At 59.7% G+C, this 25,534-nt stretch carries 14 protein-coding genes and 1 pseudogene; 11 read left to right on the plus strand and 4 right to left on the minus strand.

The annotated features are described in order from the left end of the window. Window positions 1-81: 81 nt before the first annotated feature. The 3 genes from H8F26_RS01235 to H8F26_RS01245 all read right to left on the minus strand — a co-directional run bounded on the left by H8F26_RS01235 (window position 82) and on the right by H8F26_RS01245 (window position 4,618). Window positions 82-849 carry a RodZ domain-containing protein gene (locus H8F26_RS01235; protein WP_197156926.1) on the minus strand — a complete coding sequence of 256 codons (768 nt, stop codon included), beginning with the start codon at window positions 847-849 and terminating at the stop codon, window positions 82-84. Window positions 850-917: 68 nt separating this feature from the next. Beyond that, entirely contained in the window at window positions 918-1,979 is a 1,062-nt protein-coding gene (locus tag H8F26_RS01240; protein WP_197156928.1) for a peptidylprolyl isomerase, read from the minus strand. Window positions 1,980-2,056: 77 nt separating this feature from the next. Then, complete coding sequence (locus H8F26_RS01245; protein ID WP_197156930.1) at window positions 2,057-4,618, minus strand: glycosyltransferase; 2,562 nt, start codon at window positions 4,616-4,618, stop codon at window positions 2,057-2,059. A 207-nt stretch (window positions 4,619-4,825) separates the two neighbouring features. Here H8F26_RS01245 and H8F26_RS01250 point away from each other — a divergent pair, with 207 nt between their 5' ends. The 3 genes from H8F26_RS01250 (at window position 4,826) to H8F26_RS01260 (ending at window position 9,123) form a co-directional block, all read left to right on the plus strand. After that, entirely contained in the window at window positions 4,826-7,255 is a 2,430-nt protein-coding gene (locus tag H8F26_RS01250) for a glycosyltransferase (protein ID WP_197156932.1), read from the plus strand. An 84-nt stretch (window positions 7,256-7,339) separates the two neighbouring features. After that, window positions 7,340-8,449, plus strand: a complete 1,110-nt coding sequence (locus tag H8F26_RS01255) for a hypothetical protein (protein ID WP_197156934.1) — start codon at window positions 7,340-7,342, stop codon at window positions 8,447-8,449. Beyond that, entirely contained in the window at window positions 8,446-9,123 is a 678-nt protein-coding gene (locus tag H8F26_RS01260; RefSeq protein WP_197156936.1) for a tetratricopeptide repeat protein, read from the plus strand. Before H8F26_RS01255 ends, H8F26_RS01260 begins: the two co-directional genes overlap by 4 nt. Here H8F26_RS01260 and H8F26_RS01265 read toward each other — a convergent pair. Next, the gene (locus H8F26_RS01265) at window positions 9,074-10,228 is read right to left on the minus strand and encodes a tetratricopeptide repeat protein (protein WP_197156938.1); all 1,155 of its coding nucleotides are present in this window, start codon (window positions 10,226-10,228) and stop codon (window positions 9,074-9,076) included. The genes H8F26_RS01260 and H8F26_RS01265 overlap by 50 nt on opposite strands. 54 nt (window positions 10,229-10,282) lie before the next feature. On the opposite strand from H8F26_RS01265, the pseudogene H8F26_RS01270 reads away from it, so the two are divergent. The 8 genes and pseudogenes from H8F26_RS01270 to H8F26_RS01305 form a co-directional block, all read left to right on the plus strand. Next, window positions 10,283-12,619 (plus strand): annotated as a pseudogene (locus tag H8F26_RS01270) (glycosyltransferase); the annotation flags it as partial. Window positions 12,620-13,053: 434 nt separating this feature from the next. After that, a complete protein-coding gene (locus tag H8F26_RS01275) occupies window positions 13,054-13,818 on the plus strand; it encodes a hypothetical protein (protein WP_197156941.1) in 765 nt (254 codons plus the stop codon). A 159-nt stretch (window positions 13,819-13,977) separates the two neighbouring features. Beyond that, a complete protein-coding gene (locus H8F26_RS01280; protein WP_197156943.1) occupies window positions 13,978-17,106 on the plus strand; it encodes a hypothetical protein in 3,129 nt (1,042 codons plus the stop codon). A gap of 182 nt (window positions 17,107-17,288) precedes the next feature. After that, window positions 17,289-18,074, plus strand: a complete 786-nt coding sequence (locus H8F26_RS01285) for a peptidylprolyl isomerase (protein ID WP_197156945.1) — start codon at window positions 17,289-17,291, stop codon at window positions 18,072-18,074. A 3-nt stretch (window positions 18,075-18,077) separates the two neighbouring features. After that, window positions 18,078-21,329, plus strand: coding sequence for an ABC transporter transmembrane domain-containing protein (locus H8F26_RS01290; protein ID WP_197156947.1), 3,252 nt, complete (start codon window positions 18,078-18,080; stop codon window positions 21,327-21,329). Window positions 21,330-21,384: 55 nt separating this feature from the next. Beyond that, window positions 21,385-22,854 (plus strand): HlyD family efflux transporter periplasmic adaptor subunit, encoded by a 1,470-nt coding sequence (locus H8F26_RS01295; RefSeq protein ID WP_197156949.1) that lies wholly within the window; start codon window positions 21,385-21,387, stop codon window positions 22,852-22,854. Next, window positions 22,851-23,549: a M48 family metallopeptidase gene (locus tag H8F26_RS01300; protein WP_197156951.1), complete on the plus strand. Its 699-nt coding sequence runs from the start codon at window positions 22,851-22,853 to the stop codon at window positions 23,547-23,549. The genes H8F26_RS01295 and H8F26_RS01300 overlap by 4 nt, the downstream gene beginning before the upstream one ends. Then, window positions 23,540-25,441 (plus strand): glycosyltransferase family 2 protein, encoded by a 1,902-nt coding sequence (locus H8F26_RS01305; protein ID WP_197156953.1) that lies wholly within the window; start codon window positions 23,540-23,542, stop codon window positions 25,439-25,441. The genes H8F26_RS01300 and H8F26_RS01305 overlap by 10 nt, the downstream gene beginning before the upstream one ends. The last annotated feature ends 93 nt before the right edge of the window (window positions 25,442-25,534 follow it).

Below are 25,534 nucleotides of genomic sequence, written 5' to 3' on the forward strand. Positions count from 1 at the left end.
TGGCCACGCCTGCATGGCAAGAACTGAAACACAGACCAGCAGGATGACTCAGGCTGCACGACCCCTAAGGCTGCTCTACTCCTAAGGCTGCTCTGCTCCTAAGGAACCGGGTTGGAAGCGATGCCAGTCGACCTCTTCAATGCGGCCGAGAACCCGCGGGGGCTGATTGTCCACACGCACTGTCACCAGGTCTGGCCGTCCCGCACTGACCTCCACACCCTCGCCAAGGGGGAATTGCTTCTCACCCTCCAACTCACCGGCGAAGAGCATCGTGCCATCAAGCCGGCGGACCTCCAACCAGCTGGGCTCCATCGCCTGAAGATACAGTTGCTCCTGGCTGGTGATGGGCGCACTGCCTGAAAGAGCCTGCTGCTGCTGCAGGCGCCGCTGGATCCACGGACCACCAAGACCGGCAATGAAGCCGATCAGAACGGCTCCCATGAACACCTTGGCCCATGCGGCATCCACCGGCCAGCCCGTGCGATGCCGTCTCCGGGGAGGCGTGACCAGCTCGCGGGGACGCTCTGGAGCGGCAGGCCGCTGAGGCCGTGACGCCACCTCTGCAACCTCACGCGCCTGCTCAGCCGAAACACGCGCCTGTTCAGACGAAACGCGCGCCTGCTCAGCCGAGGCAAGCGCCTGTTCAGCGGAGGCAAGCGCCTGCTCCAGCTCCCCCACGCGATGGGTCTGCGCCTGGAGGCGACTGAGCAACACGCTCTGCCGGTCCTGCAGCTCCTGGAACTGCCGCTGCGCAGCCTGCAGGCCGTCCTCCAACTGCCGGCGTTCGTCAGCATCCTGACGTGCCTGTTCCCTGAACTGCTGCCTGAGTCCCACCAGAAACTGCTTCAACTCCAGGGGACTGGGGTCCTCTGGCAAACCGGACGTGTCAGAACTCGCAGAGGAAGAGGAACGGGTCATCACGACTCAGGGAACAGACGCTGAGGCTGCACAGCCTTCAAGTGAGCTGCGAAGGGAGGCTGACGGCCAGTCAGCACCGCGTCAAGGTCGTGATCCAGCATCTCCTGAAGCAACTGCTGGCGGGTGTCCTGATCAAACTGGGCTGGAATGCGGGATTCCAAGCGAAGCAACACGAACCAGTCATCGATGCGCAACGGTTCGTGCAGCTCACCGAGTGCCAGCCGACTGAGGGCAGCCTGGAGATCCGGATGCAGTCCAGCCAGGCGACGTGGACCAATCACTCCCAGGCTGAGTCGCTCGTCACCCGTTGCGAACTGCCGAGCCAGGTCATGAAAGGAGGCACCCTCATCCAGCAGGCGCAGGTACAGCTCAAGGGCAGTGCCGTGGCTCTCGACTCGAATCATGCTGAACACCACCTTCTCAAGGGCAGCGCTGCTCTCCTGAAAGTAGGCCAGGATTCTGTCGCCGTAATGGAGGTCGCACCAGCGTTGCAGACGCAAATGGAGCCAACGCTCCTCCAACATCGAGCGGAGGGCCAGAGGCACTGCCTCGATCCAGCCGCTGTTCGGATCCCGGGGTGGCTGACCCGGCAATCCCTGCCACAGCTCAGCCGCCATGGGCGACCAGTCCTGTGCATCAATCACAACTTCTGAGGCCAACCTGGCGCGAAGACGCACGCGCACAGCATCCCGCAACGCAGGATACTGGGCCAACACAGCAGGAAGATTCTCGTGGGCGGACGACGTGCCCTGCCGCTCCAGCCAATTCACCAGCTCGGCCTCCGGCTCATCCAGGCCTTCCGGCAGGGCCAAGGGGGCAGGCTCCTGCCTGGCCTGCTCTGGCCAGGAGGATTGGACAGGCTTAGGAGCCTGTCCAGTTGGCAAAGACGCAGACAGGGAATTCAGCCGCGCCTCCACGATCGCAAAGACGGCCTCGGCATCCCGCTGACGCTGAAGCCAACGCTGCTGCTGCTCGTCAATGGCCCGATCAATCCGAGCGAGGTCCTGTTGCAGTGCTGAGATGGAAGGGGATCGTTCCTGCACTCCGCTCCTGAACTCCATTCAAGTGTAGGTGGAGCAAGGTCTTTGGCCAGACCAGGCTCTGAGGCCACCGAGCTCCGAATCAACCAAGGGGCAACTCAGATGGACCCCGCAGGCGGAAAAGCAGTGGGAGGCAAGGGGCGCAGTGTGGTCGATGAAGCAAGCACGTCATGCGTGAGGAGATGCTGAGCAAAGCAGGATGACGTGCTGTGCGGGTGAACCCCATGCACGACACGCCCGACAAGATCATCCAAGAACATGATCTTGCACCCAACATCAACAAATCGTCGAAGCAAGGAAGAATCGACAGGGAGAGAGTGATCGAGCCCACTCAGCTTCAGCAAAGCAGATCGAGAGAACACATGACTGAAACCATGACCGTAGGCATTCGAGTCCAGCTCTTCACGAGTCAAGTTTCTCGCCAAGACAGTGATCCCATCTGCCGTGAGATGAGAATAGCGCAGGCCAGACAATGACGAGTTACAAAAGCCATACACACCACTACGTGCATGCCAACAGCACCAGCTCCTTAACGAGACAAAGTCACAGCCATGCTGCAACAGATCTCCGACCATAAAAGCCAGGTAATCAGGCGCGTAATAGTCATCGTCATCGAAGCGCGCAATAATGTCACCCGATGCAAGGTCGCAAAGCTGGCGCAGCTTCTCACCAAGAGATTGGGGACTCTGTCGATGTAAGTAGGTCACCCGCGCATCAGCCTGTGACAGAGCGATCGCCTCCGCACAGGCAGTGGCACTGTCATCAAGAATCAGCATCTGCTTATTGGGCCAGGTCTGGGCCTGAAAATGCCGAATCACAGTGGTCAGGTGAGCGGGTCTGTTCCTGGTGGGCACAATCACGGAAACCTGAACACCCCTGCCATCGCCAAGCCAGGCTTGGCCCAGGAGAGATTGATGGTCAGGGCCAGTCGCCACGCCACTCCTGGGCGGAGTCGCCAAGGACAGAAAGGGAGCAGGGGCAAACGGCGGGATCGATCGCAGGCGGCTGAACGAAACCGATGCGGTGATCTCTGAAGACAAGCGCCCCTCCAGAGGACCAAGATCGTTGAGCCAGAGCAGTGGATCTGGAATCCAGATCATGCGCCCGGCTGCTAACTCGAGAAAGAGAAGGAACAAAGCTGATGCATCGGCTTGCTTGTCAATCGCCCCAGCCTCATCCCCCAGATCAGAGGGAACGATGAACGGCAGCAAGCCGGCCTTGAAACTGCGCAACGGGGCCGCACACCAACCAACCTGGCGAAATGAATGGGCCAAGGTGGTACGTGCCAGGCAGGCGCTGCCAACAACCTGATGGTCACTTGCCCGAACATAGCTGCCATAAGTCAACAGGCACTGATGACGCTGATACGTATGACTGATCAGCTGAAGAGCATCATCACCGAGTAGCCGGTCAACCCCATCGATCTCGATCATCACATCATCGCAGCCAGGCTGAAGCAGCTCGACTCCCTTCAGAAAGGCTTCAAGAGATGAATTCATCGACACAGGGCTCATGAACACCTTGAATCGCTCATCCCCATCGATCGCGATAGAGATCTGCTCAGGCGTCAGCTCCGTAGATGGATCAACAATGACGATGGCCCTGAAGTTATGATGCTTCTGCTGACGCAGTGACTGAATACAGCCATCAATCGACACCGCAGGAACGCGGGCAGTGATGACAATCTTGAAATGGACAAGATTGCTGTCAAAGCATAAGCCATTCTCATGTCCTAATATCGGAATAGACGGAAGCGCCTGGACAATCGCACCAGAATCCCCACGTTCAACAGGAGACTGCATCGTGAGCCCCACTGGAGCGGAAGAACTCAGCATGACAGTCACATACTGGCTCGCGACTTCCTCAAGCAACTCAGCCGTCGGTCCCTCTGCTTGATTCAGCTGGCGAAAGCGGGGATTGCCCTTGTTCTGAATCAGCAGGCGCTTCTCAAATGTGTTGCGATCATGCCCAATGCAGAGGATTGTCTGTTTAGGATCCAGCTGCGCCAGAGGAAATGAGTAATTCTTCAGGAAGAATCGCTCCTCAGCTCGAGAAGCATCATTGGAATAAGCAGTTTGCTTCAACAGCTCCCTACGGAATGCAAATGTTCCAGCCGTGGCATGATGTTGCCCATAGGGCCCTGCCAGCCACAACTCTTTTTCGGGCAGGAAAAGAATCGGCAGCAGTGTTGACCCGGCGACCAAACAACCAGTGTCCAGAAGCCGGCGAACAGCGTGTTCGACACGAGTCGGGGGATAATAATCATCATCGTCGAGATAGACGATGATCTCGCCCTCACAGAAGGTATGACTGAGATTCCGCTTCTGTCCCAGTGGTAGCTTCTCATCAAGCCGGCGATAGACAACCTTAAGACCGCTTGCCTCGCTGGGCACGAAATCAGGAACACCAGCTGGGGAATCATCGATCAGAACCCACTCCATGCGTTCACGGGGATAGGTTTGATCGAGAATTCTTTTCTCCAGCAGCGGCAGAAATGCAGCCCGATTGTAAGTCACCGTGCAGAGACTGACAAACGGGTAGGAGCTCAAACTGGGATCCGGCTTGCCTGAACTGACCATGGCCATCTCTTCGAGTGGCTTCGATGGCTTGGAGAAATCATGGAAAGGATTCTTGCGCCCCTGTCGCCGCTTTCTGGACACGATAGTCAGGCTGCCAACGAGAACTCCGGTTCAAGTATGCAAGAACCAGAGGGTTGATGGCGATGAAACGACCAACAATGAAGCACAGACGATACAGGCAGAACAGAAGGAGAGAATCACAGCCAATCAACAGGAGACAATGGTCTGTTGGTCAAGCACTAGGATGGCCAGCAGATTCCTGAAGCGGGCCCAGCGGTGGGGGAAAATGTGAACGACGTACGCGGCCACCTCGACGGGGTCGTCGGTCGCTTGGCGTTTGGATGGGCACTGGATGATTCCGATCCGTCCAGGAAGCTGAAAATTACAATTGTAGACAAACAAACGGGGGCCACGCTTGGTGAAGGCCTCGCCAATCAGCCCAGAGAAGATCTCGGTATCCTGGGTCAGCAGGATAGCGACTATGCATTCAGGATTGAACTGAACAGTTTCCCATCGTCTTTGGCTGAGATTGAAGCCGTGGCTGGCGGCGTCACCCTGGTCAAGGCTTCCACCAGCACCGCTGCACCAAGCAGCGGCAACCTTTCCAGCCGCAGCCTTGATGTGCTGGCATCTCTCAATCAGGCCAACTTGGCCTTACAGCGCACTCTTGCACTGGAAATCAAGGTCAAACGCATCGCAGCAGCACTGGGATTGCCCTTAGATATCGACAATGAACTCCCCGACGATCAGAAGCATCAGCCAAGGGAAACTCCAAGGCAAAAGGCCGAAGAGCCAGGCAAGCTGATTGTCTTCTCCATTATTGACTGGGGGTACCGATACCAAAGACCGCAACAGATCAGTGCATCACTGGCAGAGGATGGCTACCAGATCTATTATGTGAATGCAAACTTCATCGCCACTCACAGCAGCGGTAGCGATTCCAAGGCATTGCTGCCCTCCCTGAAAAGAGTTCGAAAAAACATCCTTGAAGTCACACTAAAAAAGCCACCCCACTTCTCCGGCAGCGGAAACGAGCAAGATCTCAATAACATCTACAACCACCCCAGTGATGCCATGGCACTGTGGATCTCGGCGCAACTGAGGAGTCTGATTGAGATCTACAAGCTAGAAAGTGCCATTGCAATCATCATGCATCCGTCATGGCACAAGATCTGTCGCACTGGGCTGCAGGAGCTGCCAATCATCTACGACTGCATGGATCATATCGCTGGCTTTCCTGAGACATCTCTTGAAGTGATCGAAGAAGAAAAGCTGCTGGCCAGCCAGTGCGATGCGCTTGTCACCACATCTGAGTTTCTGCATAATCAGTTCACACATAATAATCACTATCTTATCAGGAACGGCTGCGAGTATGCTTATTTTTCCGCTGCCGCCATGCCTGATAGTCTGTTTGAACGCTATCAGTCTGCAACATCTCCCATTATCTGCTACTACGGGGCGATTTCTGGCTGGTTCGACTTGAAACTTGTCGCCGATGTAGCGAACCAGCTTAATCACCATACATTTCTCCTGGCGGGTTCAACCGAAGGATGCGATCTCGATGCCGTAGAAATTCCAGATAACGTCCATTTCCTTGGCGAGATTCCGTACAATAAACTCACAGCTCTGTTACTCCTGGCGGACGTTTGTATAATTCCCTTCAAGCTGATAGACTTGATTAAAGCCACAAATCCTGTCAAGATCTATGAATATCTAGCCGCTGGCAAGCCTGTTGTTTCCACGAGGCTACCGGAAATCGAGGCGTTGAATCTGGATGAGTCTTTGGTACGCCTGGCGGCAACTGCGGATGAGTTCTCGGCAGCAATCATCAACGCAACACAGGAGGACAGCTCCCATGAGGTTGTTGCGGCTAGGCGACATTTTGCCGCAGAGAATACCTGGAATAACCGCAAAGAACTTTACGACCAGGCACTTAACAGCATTTTCCCCGAAGTATCCATCATTATTCCATGTCACAACAACATTCATTCCACACAGCTATGCATCGAGAGCCTGCAAGCTCATACACACTACCCGAACTACAAGCTGATTATCGTCGATGACGCATCTAAAGATGGAACGCATCACTACTTGAACAGGTTGCAGGAGCAGAATTCTCACATTAGCGTCATCACACTCGAAGAAAATTCCGGCTTTGCACATGCTTGCAACCGTGGCATGGGGCAGGCACGATCAGACTATCTCGTGATTCTCAATAATGACACCCAAGTAACGCCACACTGGCTATTCAAGCTTTTGCGAGCCCTTCGCGCTGACCAATCGATTGGCCTGTGTGGCCCCGTGACCAATGCCATTGGCAACGAGCAGAAGATCAAGATTGCCTATGGCACCATGAAAGAAATGCAGTGGCGTAGCCAGGAGTTCACAACCGCTCGGCACAGAAAGACGCTAGAAGTGGATGCATTAGCGTTTTTCTGCGTCATGTTGAAGCGTGCTGTCGTTCGTGATATTGGATTGCTGGATGAAGACTTTGGCCTTGGCTACTATGAAGATGATGACTACTGTGTACGAGCTCGCAAAGCTGGCTATCGCCTCGTGATCTGCGATGATGTATTCATCCATCATGAACTCTCGAAGTCTTTTGGGAAAGATGATCTCAAGCGATCTGAGCTTATTGCCAAGAACAGGACATTATTCTGTGCCAAGTGGGGTTTTGACGTGGTTCATTCCTATCGAGATGAGGAGGGCTTTGGCTAATCATCATGAACCTAACGAGAATCGCATTTACCCGATCCTCAATGCCTCTCGCAACAAGCCAAGTTCGTCAACTACAATCAAGCCATGGCGCATGAAAAACAGCATCGCTTTATTCTGAGCGCCTGTGAACGATTTCAAGGGCTGATCGAAAATGCCAAGATTGTAGAAATAGGATCACAAGATATCAACGGCACAGTAAGGGATTGCTTTCAGGGCTATCAGTCGTACCTAGGTATTGATATCGGAGCTGGTCAAGCGGTGGATCTGGTTGTTCCGGGGGAATTGCTGGAACTGCCCTCAGAGTGGGCAACAATCGTCATCTCGACCGAATGCTTGGAGCATGCTTCAGGCTGGCAAGAGATTTTTGCAACGATCATTCGGATCACATCATCTGGTGGACTTGTGTTGTTAACCTTTGCCGGTTTTGGCAGGCCAGCTCATGGAACGATTGACTCAGACTCAGCATCCTCACCCTTCACCAATCATTACTACAAGAATTTAACTCCGCATCATCTACTTGACGCCATTCAGCTCAATCAATACTTTTCTGATTATGGCTTTGAAGTTAATGCCTCACCCGGAGATACCTATTTCTGGGGAATCCGCTCCTCGAATCCTTGGAGAAAACGGGAAAGCTCGGAGATTCTGGAAGAGCGTCTTGCCAGGGCACAGGGACAACTGGCCCAAGCCGTGGAAAAAATCAGCAAGCAAGAAGAACTTTATGCTGGCTTCAGAGATCTTGAGGCTCGTATCAAACACGAAGAAAGTCAGTTACAAGATCTTCAGGCACAACTTGCCACCACACTAGGACAGCTGACCACTCGGACTGCGGATCTCGAGAGGGTCCAGTCACTTCTAGATCAAAAGGCAAAAGAAGTGGAGAATAAAATAGAAGAAGTCAAGCAATTGCAGGATGTGATTGCCCGCAAAGAACAACAATCACACGGGTTGCTTGAACAACTTGCAGACATACGCTTGGATTGTGACCGTGCCATCGACAGCGCAGAACTGGCCGCGTTGCGCTGCCGGAGCTTTGAGCTGGAATCCGAACGGTTTCGCATTGAACGGGATCAGCTTCTGCAGATCAACTCCGAATACCGCAGACAATGTCATCGTGCCGTCGATTTACTCTATAGGATAAAGGCTTTTTCTATGACTTCAGACGCAGTCAAGAGCCAACGGAGTTCTCGATGAATATCATCGCCTTGGCCGAATTGATTCGTCAACGCCCCTTGACATCAACTCAGTTGCATCACGTCGCAGAAGAACTGGAGGCAAGAGCGGATTGGACCCTGATGAAGCAGGCCTTTCTTTCCTTCCGGGTTGATGCGAATCCAGCCAGCAGGATCATTGGGTTTATTGATTACAAGTTGGCGCAGGCCTGCTTCCATTGTGGTGAAACCAAAGAAGCCGAGGCCTTGGCCAGGCAGGCGATTCAGATCGAGCCTGGCTTTCCATATGCTTATCATTTACTTGGAAAGTGTTATACACTGCTCGATCAGCACAGCAAGGCCATCGAAGCCCATCAACGATGCTGTGATCTGGCCCCCAGCTTTGCCTGGGGATGGTATGAGCTGGCACAAAACCATCGGCATCTTCACCACTGGGATCATGCCCGTTACGGGTTGATCAGGGCCATAGACTGTTGCACCGCCAACGAGTCTGAGCTGATCCAGCAGATCCAGGCGACGCATACCAGTGTGGATGAAGGAGAGCGCCTGGAAATCGCGAAGACCATCTGGGGAGATCGAATCAACGGGATTCCGGCGTTGAAGGGCTTATCGGAAAGCGACCATGCCCTGCTCCAGTTGGAGCAATTCAAACGCCAGATTGATCGCTTGGCCGAGGATTTCGAAGTTCCGGCTTGAGCGATTCACCCCTTCGTGCATCGCCCTGTTGCGGATCGTCAGGCTTGAACGGAGTCTTGGCAACCGTTGGCACTTCGCCTGGATCGGCAAGAGCCTGGCGATAGATCAGCGAAGCCTGTTCAAACTCACCACGCCGCTCATGCAGCTGCGCCAGGGTTCTGAGCAGGGCAGGGCTCGCCTGCTGCTGCTGCTGCAGCCAGGTGAGGAGCTCAATCGCCTCACGGTCCTGACCCATCTGCTCCAACGTGCCGGCAGCCTCCGTCAATCGGGCTGGCCGCAGATAACCGGGCTTGAGCCGATGAATGCGATGCACCAGCTGGGCCGCCTCCATCGCCTGGCCCAACTGTTGATGGGCCAGAGCAAGATTATTCAGGGCCGGCACAGCCTCTGGATCATCGGCGGCAATCTGCCCGAAAGACCTCCGCAGCAGTGGAACCGCCTGCTCCGCCCTGCCGCTGCGTACGAAGATCCCAGCCAGATTCACCAGGCTGCTGTAGTGACTGGAATCCAGCTCCAAAGCGGCGCGGAACCCCTCCTCGGCCTTGCCGTCATCGCGTTGCAGCAGGGCCGCCAGACCCTTGAGCTTGTGAAGATCCGGATCACTCACGCCCTGGGCCTGGAGCTGATCCAATTCACGCGTCACGGCGGCAGCCGTCTGGGCGCTGAGCTGCCGGCGCAGCACCTCAAGGCGTTGACGCCAGGGCACCGCAGGAGCCTGCTGGGCCGGGTTGGCCGGCTGCGGCTGGGCAGCGATCGTCTGGACAGGCCTGGGTGCGACGGCCGGGCCGTCCGAGCTGTAGGGCCCGCTCTGCGCAGAAGCACGCAACAGCACATAGGCCTGCCGGTAAAAGGGGGCCGCCAGTTCAGGGGCACCGCGCAGGCTCAGATCCTCGGCGTAGTCGAAGTAGCGGGAAGCCTGCGCCACCAGGTGCTCTGGTGCATGGGCCGGCAGGGGCACGCTCACCGGCACGGCTGGGGAGCGGTTGCCTGCCGCGCCCTCGAACAGGGGTGACTGAGCGAGCGCCGGAGCTTCTGCCTGGGGGCGTGGCCACAACCGCCCCAGGGCCCTTCGCAGGCGGCCGGGCTGCTGTGCAGGGGTGGTCATCGCAGAGGCAGGCGCCAGATTGATCGATAATCGCCCACAACGGACACCATCGCCATGGGCACAAGGCCAGAGGTCTCCGTGGTGATTCCCTTCCGGAATGCCAGCGCCTGGTTACCCCAGACTCTCGCTTCGCTGCAGAGCCAGAGCGGGGTGGAGGCTGAACTGATCGCGGTGGATGATGGCTCGAGCGACGCGTCCGCCGCTCTGGTGCAACGGCTCTGGAGCCACCACCCCTGGCCCTTGAGGCTGCTGCGCTTGGACGGTGTGGGGGTCTCCCGGGCGCGAAACCAGGGTTGGCATGCCAGCCAGGCTCCCCTGGTGGCCTTTCTCGATGCCGACGACCTGATGCTGCCGGGGCGGCTGGCCGACCAGCGGGCCCTCCTGATGGCCGAGCAGCAGTGGAGCCATTGCCTGTGCGGCTGGGTGCGGCTGGATGCCGCGGGCCGGCCGCTGGTGGAGGTGCGGCCCTGGCTGGAGGGGGCGGGTTTCAGCCCGGCCGAGGCCTTCCGCCACAAGGCGGTGTTGCCCAGTGCGTGGATGCTGAGACGGCAGGCCCTCGAAGCCGTGGGAGGGTTCGATCCAGCCCTGGCCCATGCCGAGGATGTGGATCTGCTGCTGCGCCTGGCCCTGGCGGGTCAGCGGGGCACCTGGCTGCGCCGGATCGGCTGTGGCTATCGGGTGCATGCCGGCAGCGCCAGCCGGCACGTGCAGAGCCAGGCCCACAGCCTGCTGTGGGTGGTGGACCGCCAGTTGCGCAGGCTGCCGACCACGCCGGCAGCCCAGGCTCTGGCGCGGGAGCAGCGCTACACCACCCGCGCCTGGGCGGGATGGAAAGCCTGGACAGGGGGAGATCGCCCCCTGGCCCAGGAACTCTGGAGCACCAGCCTGGGGATGAGCCCCCTGTCTCCGGCACGGACGTGGCTGCACCTGGCGGAGAACGCAGGGCGGAGCAGCCGGCGGGAGGGCGTGACCTTCACACCGGAGCTGCTGCTGCACGACCCGGTGTGGCGGCGCCTCGAGAGCAAGCTGCTGCTGCGTTGGCTCCGACCGGAACCGGGGGAGCGGCTGGTGAGGCGCCTGCGAGCCGATCTAGTGAAGGAGCTGGGCGAACCGGCGGACGGCAGCCCCTGGTGGCCCCCTCGGCTGCGGACCCAGCTGAGCGGGGAGGATCCCCTGCGGGACCTCCGCGCCCAGGTGCTGAGCTGGAGCGCCAGGCTGATCGGCGAGCCGGAATCGAGCGACTCAGAACTGGCGCAGGACCTGGCTGGGCTGCTACGGCAATGGCTGGCGGTGGTGTGGCCGGAGGACCGCCGCGCCAGTCAGCGGATTCTGGAGGAAAGCCTGGCGATCGCACCGCAGCCGCAGGCCCTGCGGGCCCTGGCCCGGCTGGAGCGACACGACCATCCGCTCGGTGCGCGGGCCCTGGAGCAGCTGGCGGCGGCGGCTGAGCTGGCGGCGCCAGCCGGGCCGAACGCCCAGAAACCACCGCCACCGGCCATGCCCGCAGCGGCGTTCTGGGAGCGCGAACAGGGGCCACCGGATCGCTGCCTGGGGCCGCACTGTTCGGCCTGTGCTGAACGCCTGCTGCAGGACTGGCGCCAGGAACCACTCGGACCCACCAGCCAGCGCTGGTATCCACCGAGCCAACGGCAGGCCGATCCACCCTTTGGCGTGCATCGCCTCAGCGGCGGACGCTGCTGGATCCGCAGCCCTGCCAATCCCTGGCAGCTCACCCATGGGCTGGGGGTCGCCAACGGCAGCGGTGAACGGATGGCTGCGTTGTGCCGGCGCTACCCCCAACCCTGGCCAACCTGCCCGGAACCGCCGCAGAGCCTGGAGCCATGGCCGGTGGACCCACCGTTGCAGCTGCGGGGCAGGGTGCTGGCGGTGGCGGATCTCTCCGCCGAGAATCACTACCACTGGCTGGTGGATGCGGTGCCCCGGCTGGGGCGGGCCCTGGAACAACTGGCAGACCAGGGATCCCTGCACGACCTGACGGTGTGGCACAACGGCGGCAGCGGACCGGTGGTGCGGGAATGCCTGGTGGACCTGCTGGGCCTGCGGCCGGAGCAGCTGATCGATGCCCACCACCACCGCCACATCCAGGCCGAGGAGCTGCTGGTGCCGGATTTCGCCGGTCGCTTTGCAGTGCCGGCTGCGGCAAGCGTGGCCTGGTGGCAGCGCACGCTCCAGCCGGTCGCTCCGCAGGATGGGCGGGTGCTGTGGTGGTGGCGCGGGCCAGGCGGCTGGCGTCGACCCGTGTGGGGAGAAGCGGAGGCCCTGGCGCGATTCCAGGAGCTGATGCCCGAACAGGAGGTGGAGGTTGTGGATCCGGCCGGCATGAGCCTGAGGCAGCAGGCCGAGCGGATCGGATCGGCGGCACTGGTGGTGATGCCCCACGGCGCGGGGCTGGCCAACCTGCTCTTCGCCAGGAAGGGCTGCCGGGTGCTGGAGCTGTGCAGCAGGCGCTATAGTCCCCCATATAGTAACGGCCTGGCGGAACACCTGCAGCTGGACCTGATCCGATGCGAACAGGAAATGCTGACACCAAAGCTTTATCAGAATTTACTTTACGAAGGACCAGCCCTGGAGCCCCTGAGACTGGACCCAGGGCGCGTGGCTGAAGCGTTACACCACAGCCTGGCCCTCCCCGACAAGCCGAACCTGCAGTCTTAAGGTGCGACTAAGGCAATTCAGAAAAACTTTGAGATTGTGTAGACCCTGACGGAACAATGGTCTTTGGATTAAGGCTTTGAAACACTGTGTCAGGCGCTCGATTCGGGGATAGCATTTGAGGCAAGCAGCGTCCCTACTGTCAGCCAGCCATGTCCTATGTGATCGACACGACCGGTCAGACGTACTTCTTCTGCGACGAGGAGATCCTCAGCGGCGGTTGCAATAACGTCATCAACGTCTCCGGCACCACAACCGTGATCGGCCTGGCCGAGAGTGGCCAGGGCGCGATCGTGGAGGCCTCCTTCGTCTGCGACGACGGGCCCAAGGTCTACGACTTCCAGAACGCCTACTGCAATCCAGACGACGTCGACTGCCGCGTCAACCTCGATGCGATCGTCAGCGGCGACTTTGAAGGCCCCGGCCAGACCATCCTCGAAGCCGCCGGTGGCCGGCGCGACGAGCAGGGCAACGTGATCGACAACGGCCAGATCCCCGCAGGAGGATTTGCCTACTACCTGGCCGGCGGCAACGGCAACGACAGCATCTCCGGGTCCCAGTGCAACGACTTCATTCGCGGCAATGGCGGCAATGACCTGATCAATGCCAACGCCGGCGATGACTTGGTGCGACCCGGAGCCGGCAACGATATCATCAAGCTCGGAGCCGGCAAAGACAACGTCTTTATGACCCCAGACGCATTGATCCGTCCCAAGGGCGTGATCGAAACCAACACGATCCGGGATTTCAACACCGCCGAAGACAAACTGTCGTTCCGCGGAACCATGGACGAGTACGTGATCAGTGGCATCGGAACCAAAACCCTTGAGGTGAAATACAAAGACACCACAACTCTGATCGTGAGCGGCAACAACGGCACCGTCTTCAACAGCGACGACCTCAGCTTTATTGGATGAGACGAGGCCGCAGGAGAATCCTCATGCAATCACGCAGCCCCCCCCCGCCTGATTGTATCCAAATCCAAGATCACATGATGCCTTGACTGGATAAACTCCAACCACACGGCATCATCAGTTCAGCACAACATCAAAGACCACAACGCCTCCACAAAACCCATGGCCTTTTTCAATCCCGGCGCCAACGCCAGTGCTGATTCGCTATTTATCTCTCTCGATAATTCCCCAACCACATCGGTCGGAACGTTCTCAGGTCAATACCTCACTGGGCAACTGGTTTATGACTCAAGTGGAAATTTAATAGATTTAGATGCCAATCAAACCATTGCCTCGTCTCTGCAGAATAAGCCTGGCTTTTCCGTAGCTTCTGAGTCAGTCAACCTGGGCGGGATCGGCATCCTGAACTCCAGCTTCGGGATTGGCACCAACGGCTCGATCAGCGTCTTCCAGCTTGGCTCCACGGAGGCTCGAACGACCAATGCTGCCAGTTCGGGCAATGCCTACGCTGGCGCCGTTCAGAACCTGGACCAGGGAAATGATGCCCTGTTGTTCTCGAATGCCGGCGGCGGCATCATCAACACCAACGGTTTCAATCAGGCTGCAAGCCCGATTAGCCCGGTAGCCCTCGGCGCCTATGGCGCCTATGGCAACAGCGACATCCTGATCGGTCGCCAGGGCCAGATCAATGTCTCGGTGGATAACGACGTCATCGCTTCGGCGTTGTCCAACAACGGAATTGATGCATCCGGCGAAGACCTCGGCGATTGGGGAATTCCACCCAATCCCTTTATTCCCTCCAATCCCCTTGGCGCGTTCAGCGACGTCGACGGCGGTTCTCTTGCAACAGCTGTAGCTGGGAACACTTACGGCATCTTTAACACCTCCATCTTTGTTGGCGGTGGCACCGGCTCCACCAACACGGTGAATGCCAACCTCACGGGCGCCACATCGGCAACAGCCAAGGTTGGTGAAATCGATGCCAGTGACAACTTCACAGGCGGCAGGGGCAATGCGGTAGCGATCGCAGGCCTGGATCTGTTCTACAACGATCAATATTCTGCCATTTCCAGTGGCGGTTTCATTGACTCGAGCTCCAATCCCACTGGACCGATGGTCCTCAACTTCGGGAGAGGCGCCAACACCGTGATCGGTCGGGCCGGGACTGGCCCTGGTACAGATCCGATCTTCCTTGGCGCCACGGCCCGAACCGGAATTGGCAATGCTAGTGCATTTTCCAGCGCCGATCAGTTTGGTGGTATCACCCAATCCGGCGTACTGGTAGACTCCAGCAGCAACTCTGCTCCCGGCCTGCAGATTTTGATTGCGGGCGACGGCACCGTTGAAGGTACATCGAAGGGCAATACCGAAGCGATCGCCACAACGGGCCAGGGAAATGCCTTCGCCGTTACCCAGGTTGACGAAGTCTTCGGTATTGTTGACAACAACAATGTACTGAATTCCGAGTTTGGGCCTGGAGGGTTTGGCAGCCAGAATTTCGGTGCAGGTTCTGCCGTTCTGATCGAGGGAGCTGGCAGCATTGCTGCAGGTGCATCGATCGCCAGCAACGCGTTTGCCGCGTCAGACACGCTCGATCCGAGCGGCGGGATTGCCTATGCCCGGACCGACAACAGCTATGTCATCGGCTTGTCGCAAGGTGGCATTGTTGAGTCCGTCGACGCAAGCGGCAATCCCACCTCCATCACCCCCGGCATTGGCATTGGCGGTGACGGCAACCTGAGGATTTTCGCCGACAGCACGCAAACTGCTACGGCTATCAGCAACTTCAGCGGCAATGACCCAAGCGGCAACGTTGATCCGTTTGCAGCTTCCGCCATTGATGATGTCGTCGTTGGCATTCTGGATACTCAAATCCAGATCGGTGGCGATCTCACCGACATGCCCGTGGTGTCGCAGTTGAATGCGCAATCCAACGCATTCTCGATCAGCGACATAGCCGAATCCCAATCCGGTGAGGACTCCGTCAACTATGGCATCAGAGGGTCCGAATTGACCGTCGCTGGCGATGCCAACAGCAACGTCTTCCTTGACCCGTCAGGCAACCGTGTCCGAGGGCCGATTACCGTCGATGCGCAATCCTCCTTTATCACCTTTGCCGGCACCTCCGGAAACGGACAGGCTTCGGATGCCGAAAGTGGCATCAACACCAGAACCGTAGGTATTGAAGAATCGGCGATCGGGATCGGTGGTGATGGCAGAATCGTCAGCCAAGCGATCAACACCCTGAGTGCCACGGCTGGCCTCGTGCTCCCGGTTAGTGAGCAAGGCGTTGTTGACCAGGATCCCAGCGGAGTTCCTGGAGTTGCAACGTCAGATGCATACGCTGAAATCGGCGGCATTTTCGATGCCAGCGGCAACTACCGTTCAGCTGGTATCAGCGATTCTACGATCATCATCGAGAAAGGTTCCTTACCAAACACTATTGGTGGTCCCATTCTCAATACCAGAGTTGAAGGTAAATCCCAGATCGAAGCGGATGCCTTTGCTACCACACAAGGTACCGATCCCGGTGCCACTGACGGTGCGGTGGCCTTCGTCGATCTGCTCTCCGACGGTATTGAGCTTTCAGGCGCCAATGCTGCGACCGGTGAGGCTAGCGGTATCAAGATCAAGCAAGACGGCAACATTGTTGGTAGCTCGGTCATCGTTGGATCCAGTATTGCCGAAAATGGAGGTACGGGTCTGATCAATGGGTCTGGTTCCGATGCATCAGCCTTTGCCGACATCAACGCCGATGGTCTTGATCTTGGCGACGATGGAAACTACGCCGTCGTTGGCCAAAACGGTTCTATTTTCGGCACCAGCACTCTTGGTCTTGAGGATGATCCCTTCCTGGTTTCTGCTGAAGCAGCTGGCGGAGACGCTCTTGCCGAAGGTGAATTTAGTCTCTCTGGTATTGAACTCGGATTTGGTGCTTTGCTGAGCCCTGGTCAGCAGAGCGGCAACCTATATGGTGAGGTCTTCTCCAACACCCAGGTCACGGCTCAAGCCGACCAGGGCGAAGCCAAGGCCATTTCGGATGTGTCGGGCATCGCCATCAATTCTCAATCTCCTCAAACCATTAATCTCGGCTCCGGCAACGTGACCGCCATCAGCCAGGTGATCAACAACGTGCAGTCCTACAACGCCGAAGGCACCGCGGAAGCTACGGCCATCACCGACGCGTTCGGCATCCGTGATACGGTGATCAACTTCGCCGGTAATGGTTCCGTCTTTGCCAGCGCTGGTGGTACCAGCATCGCGATCTCCGGTGTCACCCCCAACCCATGAGGGCGACGCTCTGAGAACCGATGGCTGGCTGATTCAATCTCAGCCAGCACGTTGATCCTTGCAAGCCAGGCTTCATGCCTGGCTTTTTTCTGGCTTTTTTGCAGAACGTCGTCTTCCAGTCACCCTTGGCCAGAAGGGGTAAATTGATCTGCACTGTTGACACCCATCCTGAGCCTCACGCGATGCAACTGGCCTGCAGTGATCTCGAACCGCTGCTCCGCGAAAGGATGCAGCAGATGCACACCAAACCCTTGCCGCAGCTGCTGCATGACCAGGGGTTGCTGCGTCAGTGGAGCCAGCAGCACCTGCTGGAACGGGTGCAGCAGAGCGTGGGATTCAGCGCCGAAGAAGCTCCGGCAGTGGTGCAACGCCTCTGGGATGGGATCGGCCAGCCTCCACCCGATTTCAACCTGGAGGGCCAGTGGCTCGACAGGGTGGATGCCAAACTGCAATCCACCTTGCAACAACGCTGGCAACAACTGCAACTACAGAAATGGCTGGAACTCAACTACGGCGAGGATGTGGAAAGCCACTTCCTGGCCCGGCGTGAATCCCTTGAAAAAATTGTCTACGGGGCGATTCGCGTCGCCTCGGTCGGCCTGGCCGATGAGATCTATCTCCGCCTGATCGGCGGAGAAGAGAGCTTTGCTGCCCTGGCCCTGCAGTTTTCCCTGGGTGAAGAGCGCTACACCCATGGCCTGGTGGGGCCGATGACCGTCGACAAGCCCCATCCCAGCATCCGCCAGGTGCTGCAGACCCTGGCGGTGGGGGATGTGCATCCACCCCTGCCGCTGAACCGCTGGTACTTCATCCTCCAACTGGAGCATCGCGAGCCAGCCCGCCTCGATGAGGCGACCCGGTTTCAGCTGCTGCAGGAACTGTTTGAACGCGACCTCAATGCCCAGCTCGATCAGACGCTCGACGAGCTGCTGCCACGCCTGCTGACCACCACCGCTTCCGAGGGCTGAGCCATGTCCGAGACCATCTCGATGCAGGAGTTACTGGCACGGCTGATCCTGTTCGCCGGCCTGCCGGAGCCGATACTGCAGCAGCTCGCCTCGGCGGCCCGGGTGCTGCGCTTCCAGTTGGGCCAGCCGCTCTCGAGGCCTGATTGCGTCAGCGACCACATCTATGTGGTGTTGGAAGGACAGGTGCGCTCGGTGGTGCAGTCACCACGGCTGCCGAAACGGGTGGCCACCCTCGAACGCCTGGGCGTGGGCAGCGTGCTCTGCCTCAGTGGTCTCACCAGTGGCCGTCCCGGTGGCTGGGAAACGCTGATCGCCTCCACCGAAACAGTGGTGCTGGCCCTCCCCCACGCCCTGCTGCGCCAGGTGATGCAGGCCCATGCCCCCCTGGGAGACCGGATCAACCGGGTCCTCAGCCCGGCTGAGCTGTTCGCCGTTCTGGATGCCTATCTGCGCGATTATCCACGCGCCCTGGAACAGGAGGTGGTTGCAGCTGCGCTGCAACTGGCGCCCACCTGCTATGTGCGCTACCTCGATCCGCAGGATCCCGTGGTGCAGCAATTGCCCCAGGATCGCCTCTGGCTGGTGACCGGCGGCGCATTGCCTCTGGCCACGGTGCTGCCGATCGCCGATCCCCCGCCTGCCGCCGATCCAGCCGCTGTCGAGGCCCCAGTTCCAGGTCCTGCCTCTGCAGACAGTTCCTCTGGAGACAGTTCCTCTGGAGACAGTGCCTCTGGAGACAGTGCCTCCGCAGGGAGCACAGCCACCGAAGCGGCGGCGGCCGCAGCTCGCCCCCGTGTGGTCCGCGCGGTAGGCATCGATCAGGCCGCCCTCGAGGCCATCCTGGAACCGAAACCGGAGGCCAACGCGGATTCGGGATCGGCAACCTCCGCCCAGGATGGCGCCGCCCTCTCGCTGAGCCGCTGGCAGGAGCACCTGCGCATTCAGGATGCGTCCACGATTCCAGAGGCTGACTTTCTCGAGGAATTCGAGGCCGAGGAGCCCCTGGATGTGGAGCGTCAGCCACCTGAGGCTTTCCCCTGGTATCGCGGCGTCGGCCCGCTCGAATCGCCGATTGCGGCCTTCCGCATGCTCAGCGACTTCCTCGGCCTTCCCTTCCGCAAGGAACTGATGCAGCGCGTGTTCAGCGATCAGGTCAAACGCCATGGTGAAGCGTCGCTCGCCCTGACCGGTGCCGTTGCCGAATCGATCGGCCTGCAGACCCAGCTGCTCGAAATCAAGGCGGATTCCCTGGCCCGCCTCACCTGCCCCCTGATGGTGCGCTGGGGCAATGGGCTGGCGGTGATCTATCGCATCCGCGCCAAGCAGATCGTGCTGGGCATCCCGGCCAGCGGCAACGTCGAGATCAGCCTCGACGACTTCAAGGAGCAGTGGGGATCGGAGGGGGAAGTGATCACCCTGGCGGTGAATGAATTCACCCCCAAGCGCAAGTTCGGCTTCCGCTGGTTCCTGCCGGCCCTGCGCCAGCATCGCGCCGTGCTGATTGAGGTGTTGCTGGCCAGCTTCTTTGTGCAACTGTTCGGCCTGGTCAACCCGCTGCTGATTCAGCAGATCATCGACAAGGTGATCATCAATAACAGTTCCTCCGCCCTCGGCTTGCTGGGATCTCTGCTGGTGGTCTTCGCGATTTTCGAAGGGTTGCTGCTCTGTTTACGCACCTTCCTCTTCATCGACACCACCAATCGCATCGACCTGGCCCTTGGCACCCGGATCATTGATCACCTGCTGCGCCTGCCCCTCAAATATTTCGACCGCCGACCGGTGGGGGAGATCAGCAACCGGATCGGTGAACTGGAAAAGGTGCGGGGCTTTCTGACGGGCACAGCGCTCACGACCATCCTCGATGCGATCTTCGCGCTTCTCTATGTGGTGGTGATGCTCATCTACAGCTGGCAGCTCACCCTGCTCACCCTGTCTGTGATTCCCGTTCTGGTCGTGCTCACCCTGGCGGTCTCGCCGATGGTGCGCAGCCAGCTGCAGAGCCGCGCCGTGGCCAATGCCCGCACCCAGAGCCACCTGGTGGAAGTGCTGGGCAGCATGATGACGGTGAAAGCCCAGAACATCGAGCTGCGCAGCCGCTGGAAGTGGCAGGATCTGTATACCGATTTCGTGGCGGAAGGCTTCGACAACACCCTGCTCAGCACAACGGCCGGCACCTTCAGCGCCTTTCTCAACAAGCTCTCCAGCCTGCTGGTGATCTGGGGAGGGGCGGCACTGGTGCTGAAAGGCGATCTCACCCTGGGGGAACTGATCGCCTTCCGCATCATCTCCGGCTACGTCACCCAGCCGCTGCTGCGCATGACCTCCGTATGGCAGAGCGTTCAGGAAACCGCCCTCTCGCTCGAACGTCTGAGCGACATCATCGACACGCCCCAGGAGGCCCCGGAAGACAACGCCAGCCGCATCGTGATGCCATCAATCGAAGGACGGGTCGATTTCCAGAATGTCGAGTTCCGTTACCAGAATTCGGCTCCGCTGATGCTGAATGGCGTCAATCTCTCCATCCCCAAAGGTGCCTTCGTGGCGATCGTGGGCACCAGCGGTTCCGGTAAGAGCACCCTGACCAAGCTTCTGGCACGCCTGTATTCACCAGAGAAAGGCTCCGTTCTGATCGATGGCGTTGACATCAACAAAGTTGAGCTCTATTCCCTCCGTCGCCAGCTCGGCATCGTTCCCCAGGACACGGTTCTCTTTGATGGCACCCTCGAAGAGAACATCACCCTGACCAATCCCGAAGCCTCCAGCGAAGAAATCATCCAGGCTGCCACCGTGGCGGCGGCCCATGACTTCATCATGGCGCTACCAGCGGGCTATTCCAACCAGGTGGGAGAACGGGGCAGCAGCCTCTCGGGAGGTCAGCGTCAGCGCATCGCGATTGCCCGCACCATCCTGCAGAAGCCGAAGATGCTGATCATGGACGAAGCAACCTCAGCGCTCGACTATCAGACCGAACGCGTTGTCTGCGAAAACCTGATGCAGTCTTTACGTCACTGTACCGTGCTGTTCATCACGCACCGCCTCACATCCATTGTCAATGCCGACATGATTGTCTGCATGGGCAACGGTTCCATCCTTGAAGTTGGCAGACATGAGCAGTTGATGGCCAATCGTGGTCCTTACTATGCTCTCTTCATGCAACAAGGGGCCCGGGGCAGCTCCTCTTCCTCCTCGTCTTCGTCCTATCGTCCCGTTGATCCAGCCCAAGGGACCTACGCCCTCGGTGCTTCTAGGGCCTGACGTCCACCACTGCTGAACCTCTCACCCAGACATCCACTCCTTCCCTGCTCAGGCGATGGCCTCCTCCTCCAAATCCGGCGCATCCTCCGCCAGTCAGGTCCAACCGGTAGGGGCTCACGCCCCCAGCGGAACCGTTTTTGCCAACCAGAGCGATGGCGAGGTGGTGATTCCAGGGCTGCGGTCCACCGCAGACAGCCTCCTCACCAACCAGCCTGACTCCAGCGCCGTTGTCGCCCCTTCGCGTGATGCTCCCTATGTCCGCCGGCATCGCCAGCGACGCACCACCCTGCCCCGCAGCACGCGCGGCTGGAGCCGGGCGATTGTCTGGAGTCTGATCGGTGTGACCGGCGTCGGCGTTCTCTACGGCATGTTCGGCCGGATCGACCGCACCGTGAACGCCACGGGCACCTTGCGGCCCGTGGGCGGGGTGACGGCGGTGAGCTCCCCGGTCAGCACGGTGGTCGAACAGGTGCTCGTCAAAGGCGGCGATGTGGTGAAAGAGGGTGATCCCCTGCTGATTTTCGATCAGGGGTCGCTGAAGCAGCAACGCAATCAACTGATCAGCCAGAAGAAGATCTGGACCAAGGAAAAAGTCTTGCTGGCCGTTCAGCTGGGCATTCCTGTCGATCCTCAGATCAGTGCCGAAGCCCAACGGGAGCTGGACATCAACACCTATGAGGTGAATCTCCGCAGCCGAGGAGCCACAGCAGAACGGGAGCGCTCCCGTATCACGATTCGTCAACAGGAAGACAACCTCGCTGCCCTGCGTCAGAAATACGCGATCAACGAAGGCATTGCCGACCGCATGAGAGGGCTGATTGCCCAGGGGGCCATGGCCAAGCTTGAACTGGATCGCCAGGAAGAACGGCAGATCGAGCTGCTCAGCACGATCAAACGAACAGAAAAGGAAATCGAAGCTGATCGTCAGCGCCTGGTCCAGAGCACCGTTCAGGAAGAGCAGGTACCTGTCGCCAACCTCAAGAAACTCTATGCCGAGTACGACAACGCCCAGCAACAGCTCAGCGATGTCACGAACCGCCTGATCGATACGGAAGAGCGACTCCGCCTCGGCAAGTTACTGGCGCCTGTGTCTGGCAAAGTCTTCGATATTTCCGTCAAGCCCGGTGAGGTGCCACGGGGAGACAAGCCTCTGATGAAAATCGTTCCGCAGGGATCCCTGGAAGCCGAACTGAAGATTTCCAACCTCGACATCGGCCACCTCGATGTGGGAATGCCGGTGGATGTGCGGGTGAATTCCTTTCCATTCACCGAATACGGTGCCCTTGAGGGCAAACTGGCCAGCATCGGCGCTGACTCCAAAGAAGCCACCCAGGAGGTTCCGATGGAGCACTTCATCGCCGTGGCCAAACTCGATGGAGACAGCCTCACCAAAGACGGTAAAACCTACAATCTCAGACCTGGCATGGCCGTCACCGGCCTGATCCAGATGGGCACCCGACCGGCGATCTCCCTGATCAGCGACCGCTTCAAGTCGTTCATGGATGCGCCCAACACCATCCGTTGAGCACCCAGGCCTGGCTGGTTTTTGCACAGCAGGCGTTGAACGACGGCAAGTGGGCCTGTGCGGAAGGATCCCTGCGCCGGATTCTGTTGCAGGCACCCGAATCCCCTGAGTTTCTCGACCTGCTTGGTTATGCCTTGTTGATGCAGGGAGCCGCCGCCGCCGCAGAGCAGGTGCTGCGACGGGCCATCGACGCTGGCGGCTCTCAGTTCTGGACCCCGCACAAACTTGGCGATGCACTGCGCGCCCAGCAGCGATGGACCGATGCGGCGGCGGCCTATGAACAAGCCCTCGCCTGGGGAAGCGACAGCGACCTCACCGTGCGCAATCTGCTCCATGTTCTCGCCGCCAAGGGTGGTGAATCCGTGTTCCTCAGGCTCGAGGCGTTCGCCGCTTCGATGACGCGGCCGCTCCCCTGGCAGGAGCCCACGGCCTGGCAGAGGGGAGCCATCGCCACCACCTTGACCCTCGGCCGGGCGGACCTGGCCGCATGGTTATGTGCTCAAGGATGTGCAGAGTCCGCCATCCGTCGCCTGGCCTATGGCGAAGCACTGGCCCAACTGAATCTCGATGCAGCCCTGGCCTTGCTCAATCAAGCCGCCGCCGGGCCGTCCTTACAGGAGCCGCCGCACCCCCAGGAACAGGCCCTGCACCAGCGGATCAGGATGCTGCTCCACGGCTGTGACCCATGCCCGTGATGCTCGATTCCCTGCTGGAGAACGCCAGGCTGGCCCTGGAGAGGGGGGATCTGAACGACGCCGAGACCCTGCTGCAGCGTTGCCTGCAACTCGAGCCCGATCACGGCGCCGCCCACCACCTGCTGGGCAAGACCCTGCTGGCGATGGGCAGGCCGGAGGAGGCGCTGCACCACCAGCGATGCAGTTGTCGCTGTGATCCAGCCCTGGGCTGGAACTGGTTTGCCGCAGCCGAGCTCCTGCAGCGGAAGCAACGCTGGCGAGAGGCGGCCGATCATCTGCAGCGGGCCGCCGATGCCCTGCCCACTGAGCAACCGTGGATCGAGGATCTGGCCCGCCAGACCTGGCTGCAGTACCACTGCGGCGGCGAGGACCTGTCCCGGGGGCTGGGGCCTGCGGCCTATCAGTACTGGATTCAGTATCGGGAACCGCGCCTGCCGGATCCGGCAGTCCCCCTGCTGGATCCGTGGTGGCAACCGGAACCCCTGAAGGAATGGCCGAGGGATGGCTGGCTGCTGCTGCTGGGAGACCAGTGCCGCCTGCGGCCAGGGGCCCTGCAGGCGGTGGAGCAGTGGCTGGCCGAGCAGGACGGCAAGGCGACGCCACACCTGATCTATGCCGATGAAGACAGGCTTTCAGACGATGGTTCCCGCCTGGATCCCTGGTTCAAACCCGGCTGGTGCGACGACAGTTTCTGGGGCACGCCCTGGCTGGATTCCTTCAGCGCCTGGAGCATCCCCTGGCTGCGGGATCGGCAGCTGCCCCTGCCGCCCAGCGATCCGCAGCAGCGCTTTCGCTGGATTCTGAACGCACTGCACCAGAAGCCTGTGATCGCCCACGTTGCTCAGGTTCTGGTCCATGGACCACCAGGCCCGATCCCAGCGGCGGAGTGCTGGGATCGGGCCGCTGCGCTGCGGGATCACCTGGAGGCAGGCCAGGAAGCCATCAAGACCGTGGAACCCATGGGGGCTGCGGGGTTTCGATTGCAGTGGGCACTGCCGCCCAGGGTGAGCTGCGAGGTGATCATTCCAACCCGGGACCGCGCGGAGCTGCTGCAGCCATGCCTGCAACGCCTCTGGGACACCACAAGCCACCTCCACTGCAGGGTCACCATTGTCGACAATGGCTCCCAAGAGCCGGCAACCCAGACCCTCCTTGCCGACTGGACAGCCCGACTGGGCCCAGGCTTGCGGGTGATGGCCGATCCAGGCCCGTTCAACTGGAGTCGCCTCAATAACCGCGCCGCCCGCCCCAGCCAGGCCGACCTGTTGCTCTTCATGAACAACGATGTGGAAGCGATCCGACCCGGCTGGCTCGAGGCCATGGCCGGCCAGGCCCTGCGCCCCGCCATCGGCTGTGTGGGTGCGGTGCTCACCTATCCCGATGGCAGCCTCCAGCATGCGGGCATTGTGGTGGGGATGGCAGGCGGCGCCGACCATGCCTACCGCGGTCTTGGGGTGGAGCATCCCGTCCATCGAGGCCGCAGCCGCTTTCTCACGAACTGGGGCGCGGTGACCGGAGCCTGCCTGATGGTGCGACGCGAGCTGTTTCTCCGCCACGGCGGCTTCGACGAACGGCTTCCCGTGGAATTCAACGATGTGGACTTCTGTCTGCGCCTCGGTGCGGTTGGCTACCGCCATGTGGTGACTCCAGAGGCTGTCCTCCTCCACCGCGAGAGCCAGAGCCGTGACGCCCAGGGCAGCACAACGGCTGCCGCCGCCCTCGAACGCGTGCGGCGGCGCTGGAAAGCTCGCCTCCATGCCACCAGTCCCTGGTGGCCTGCCGCCTCGGCGCGAAACAGTGCCGATGGCCGCCCCCGGGAGTTCTGCCCTCCAGGCTGGTGGCTCGGGGATCGCATGGTCGGCCCCCAGGGCCAGCCCTGGGGAAGCTCCTAGCCCATGGCCCCCCGAGCCAGAAGCCAAGCCGACACATCCTGAAATATCGTGGTCGACCTCGGAGTTTGGGGTTAACTTGGTCGGACGGGTCAA

This window comes from Synechococcus sp. CBW1006, assembly GCF_015840525.1.
Taxonomy (GTDB): domain Bacteria; phylum Cyanobacteriota; class Cyanobacteriia; order PCC-6307; family Cyanobiaceae; genus CBW1002.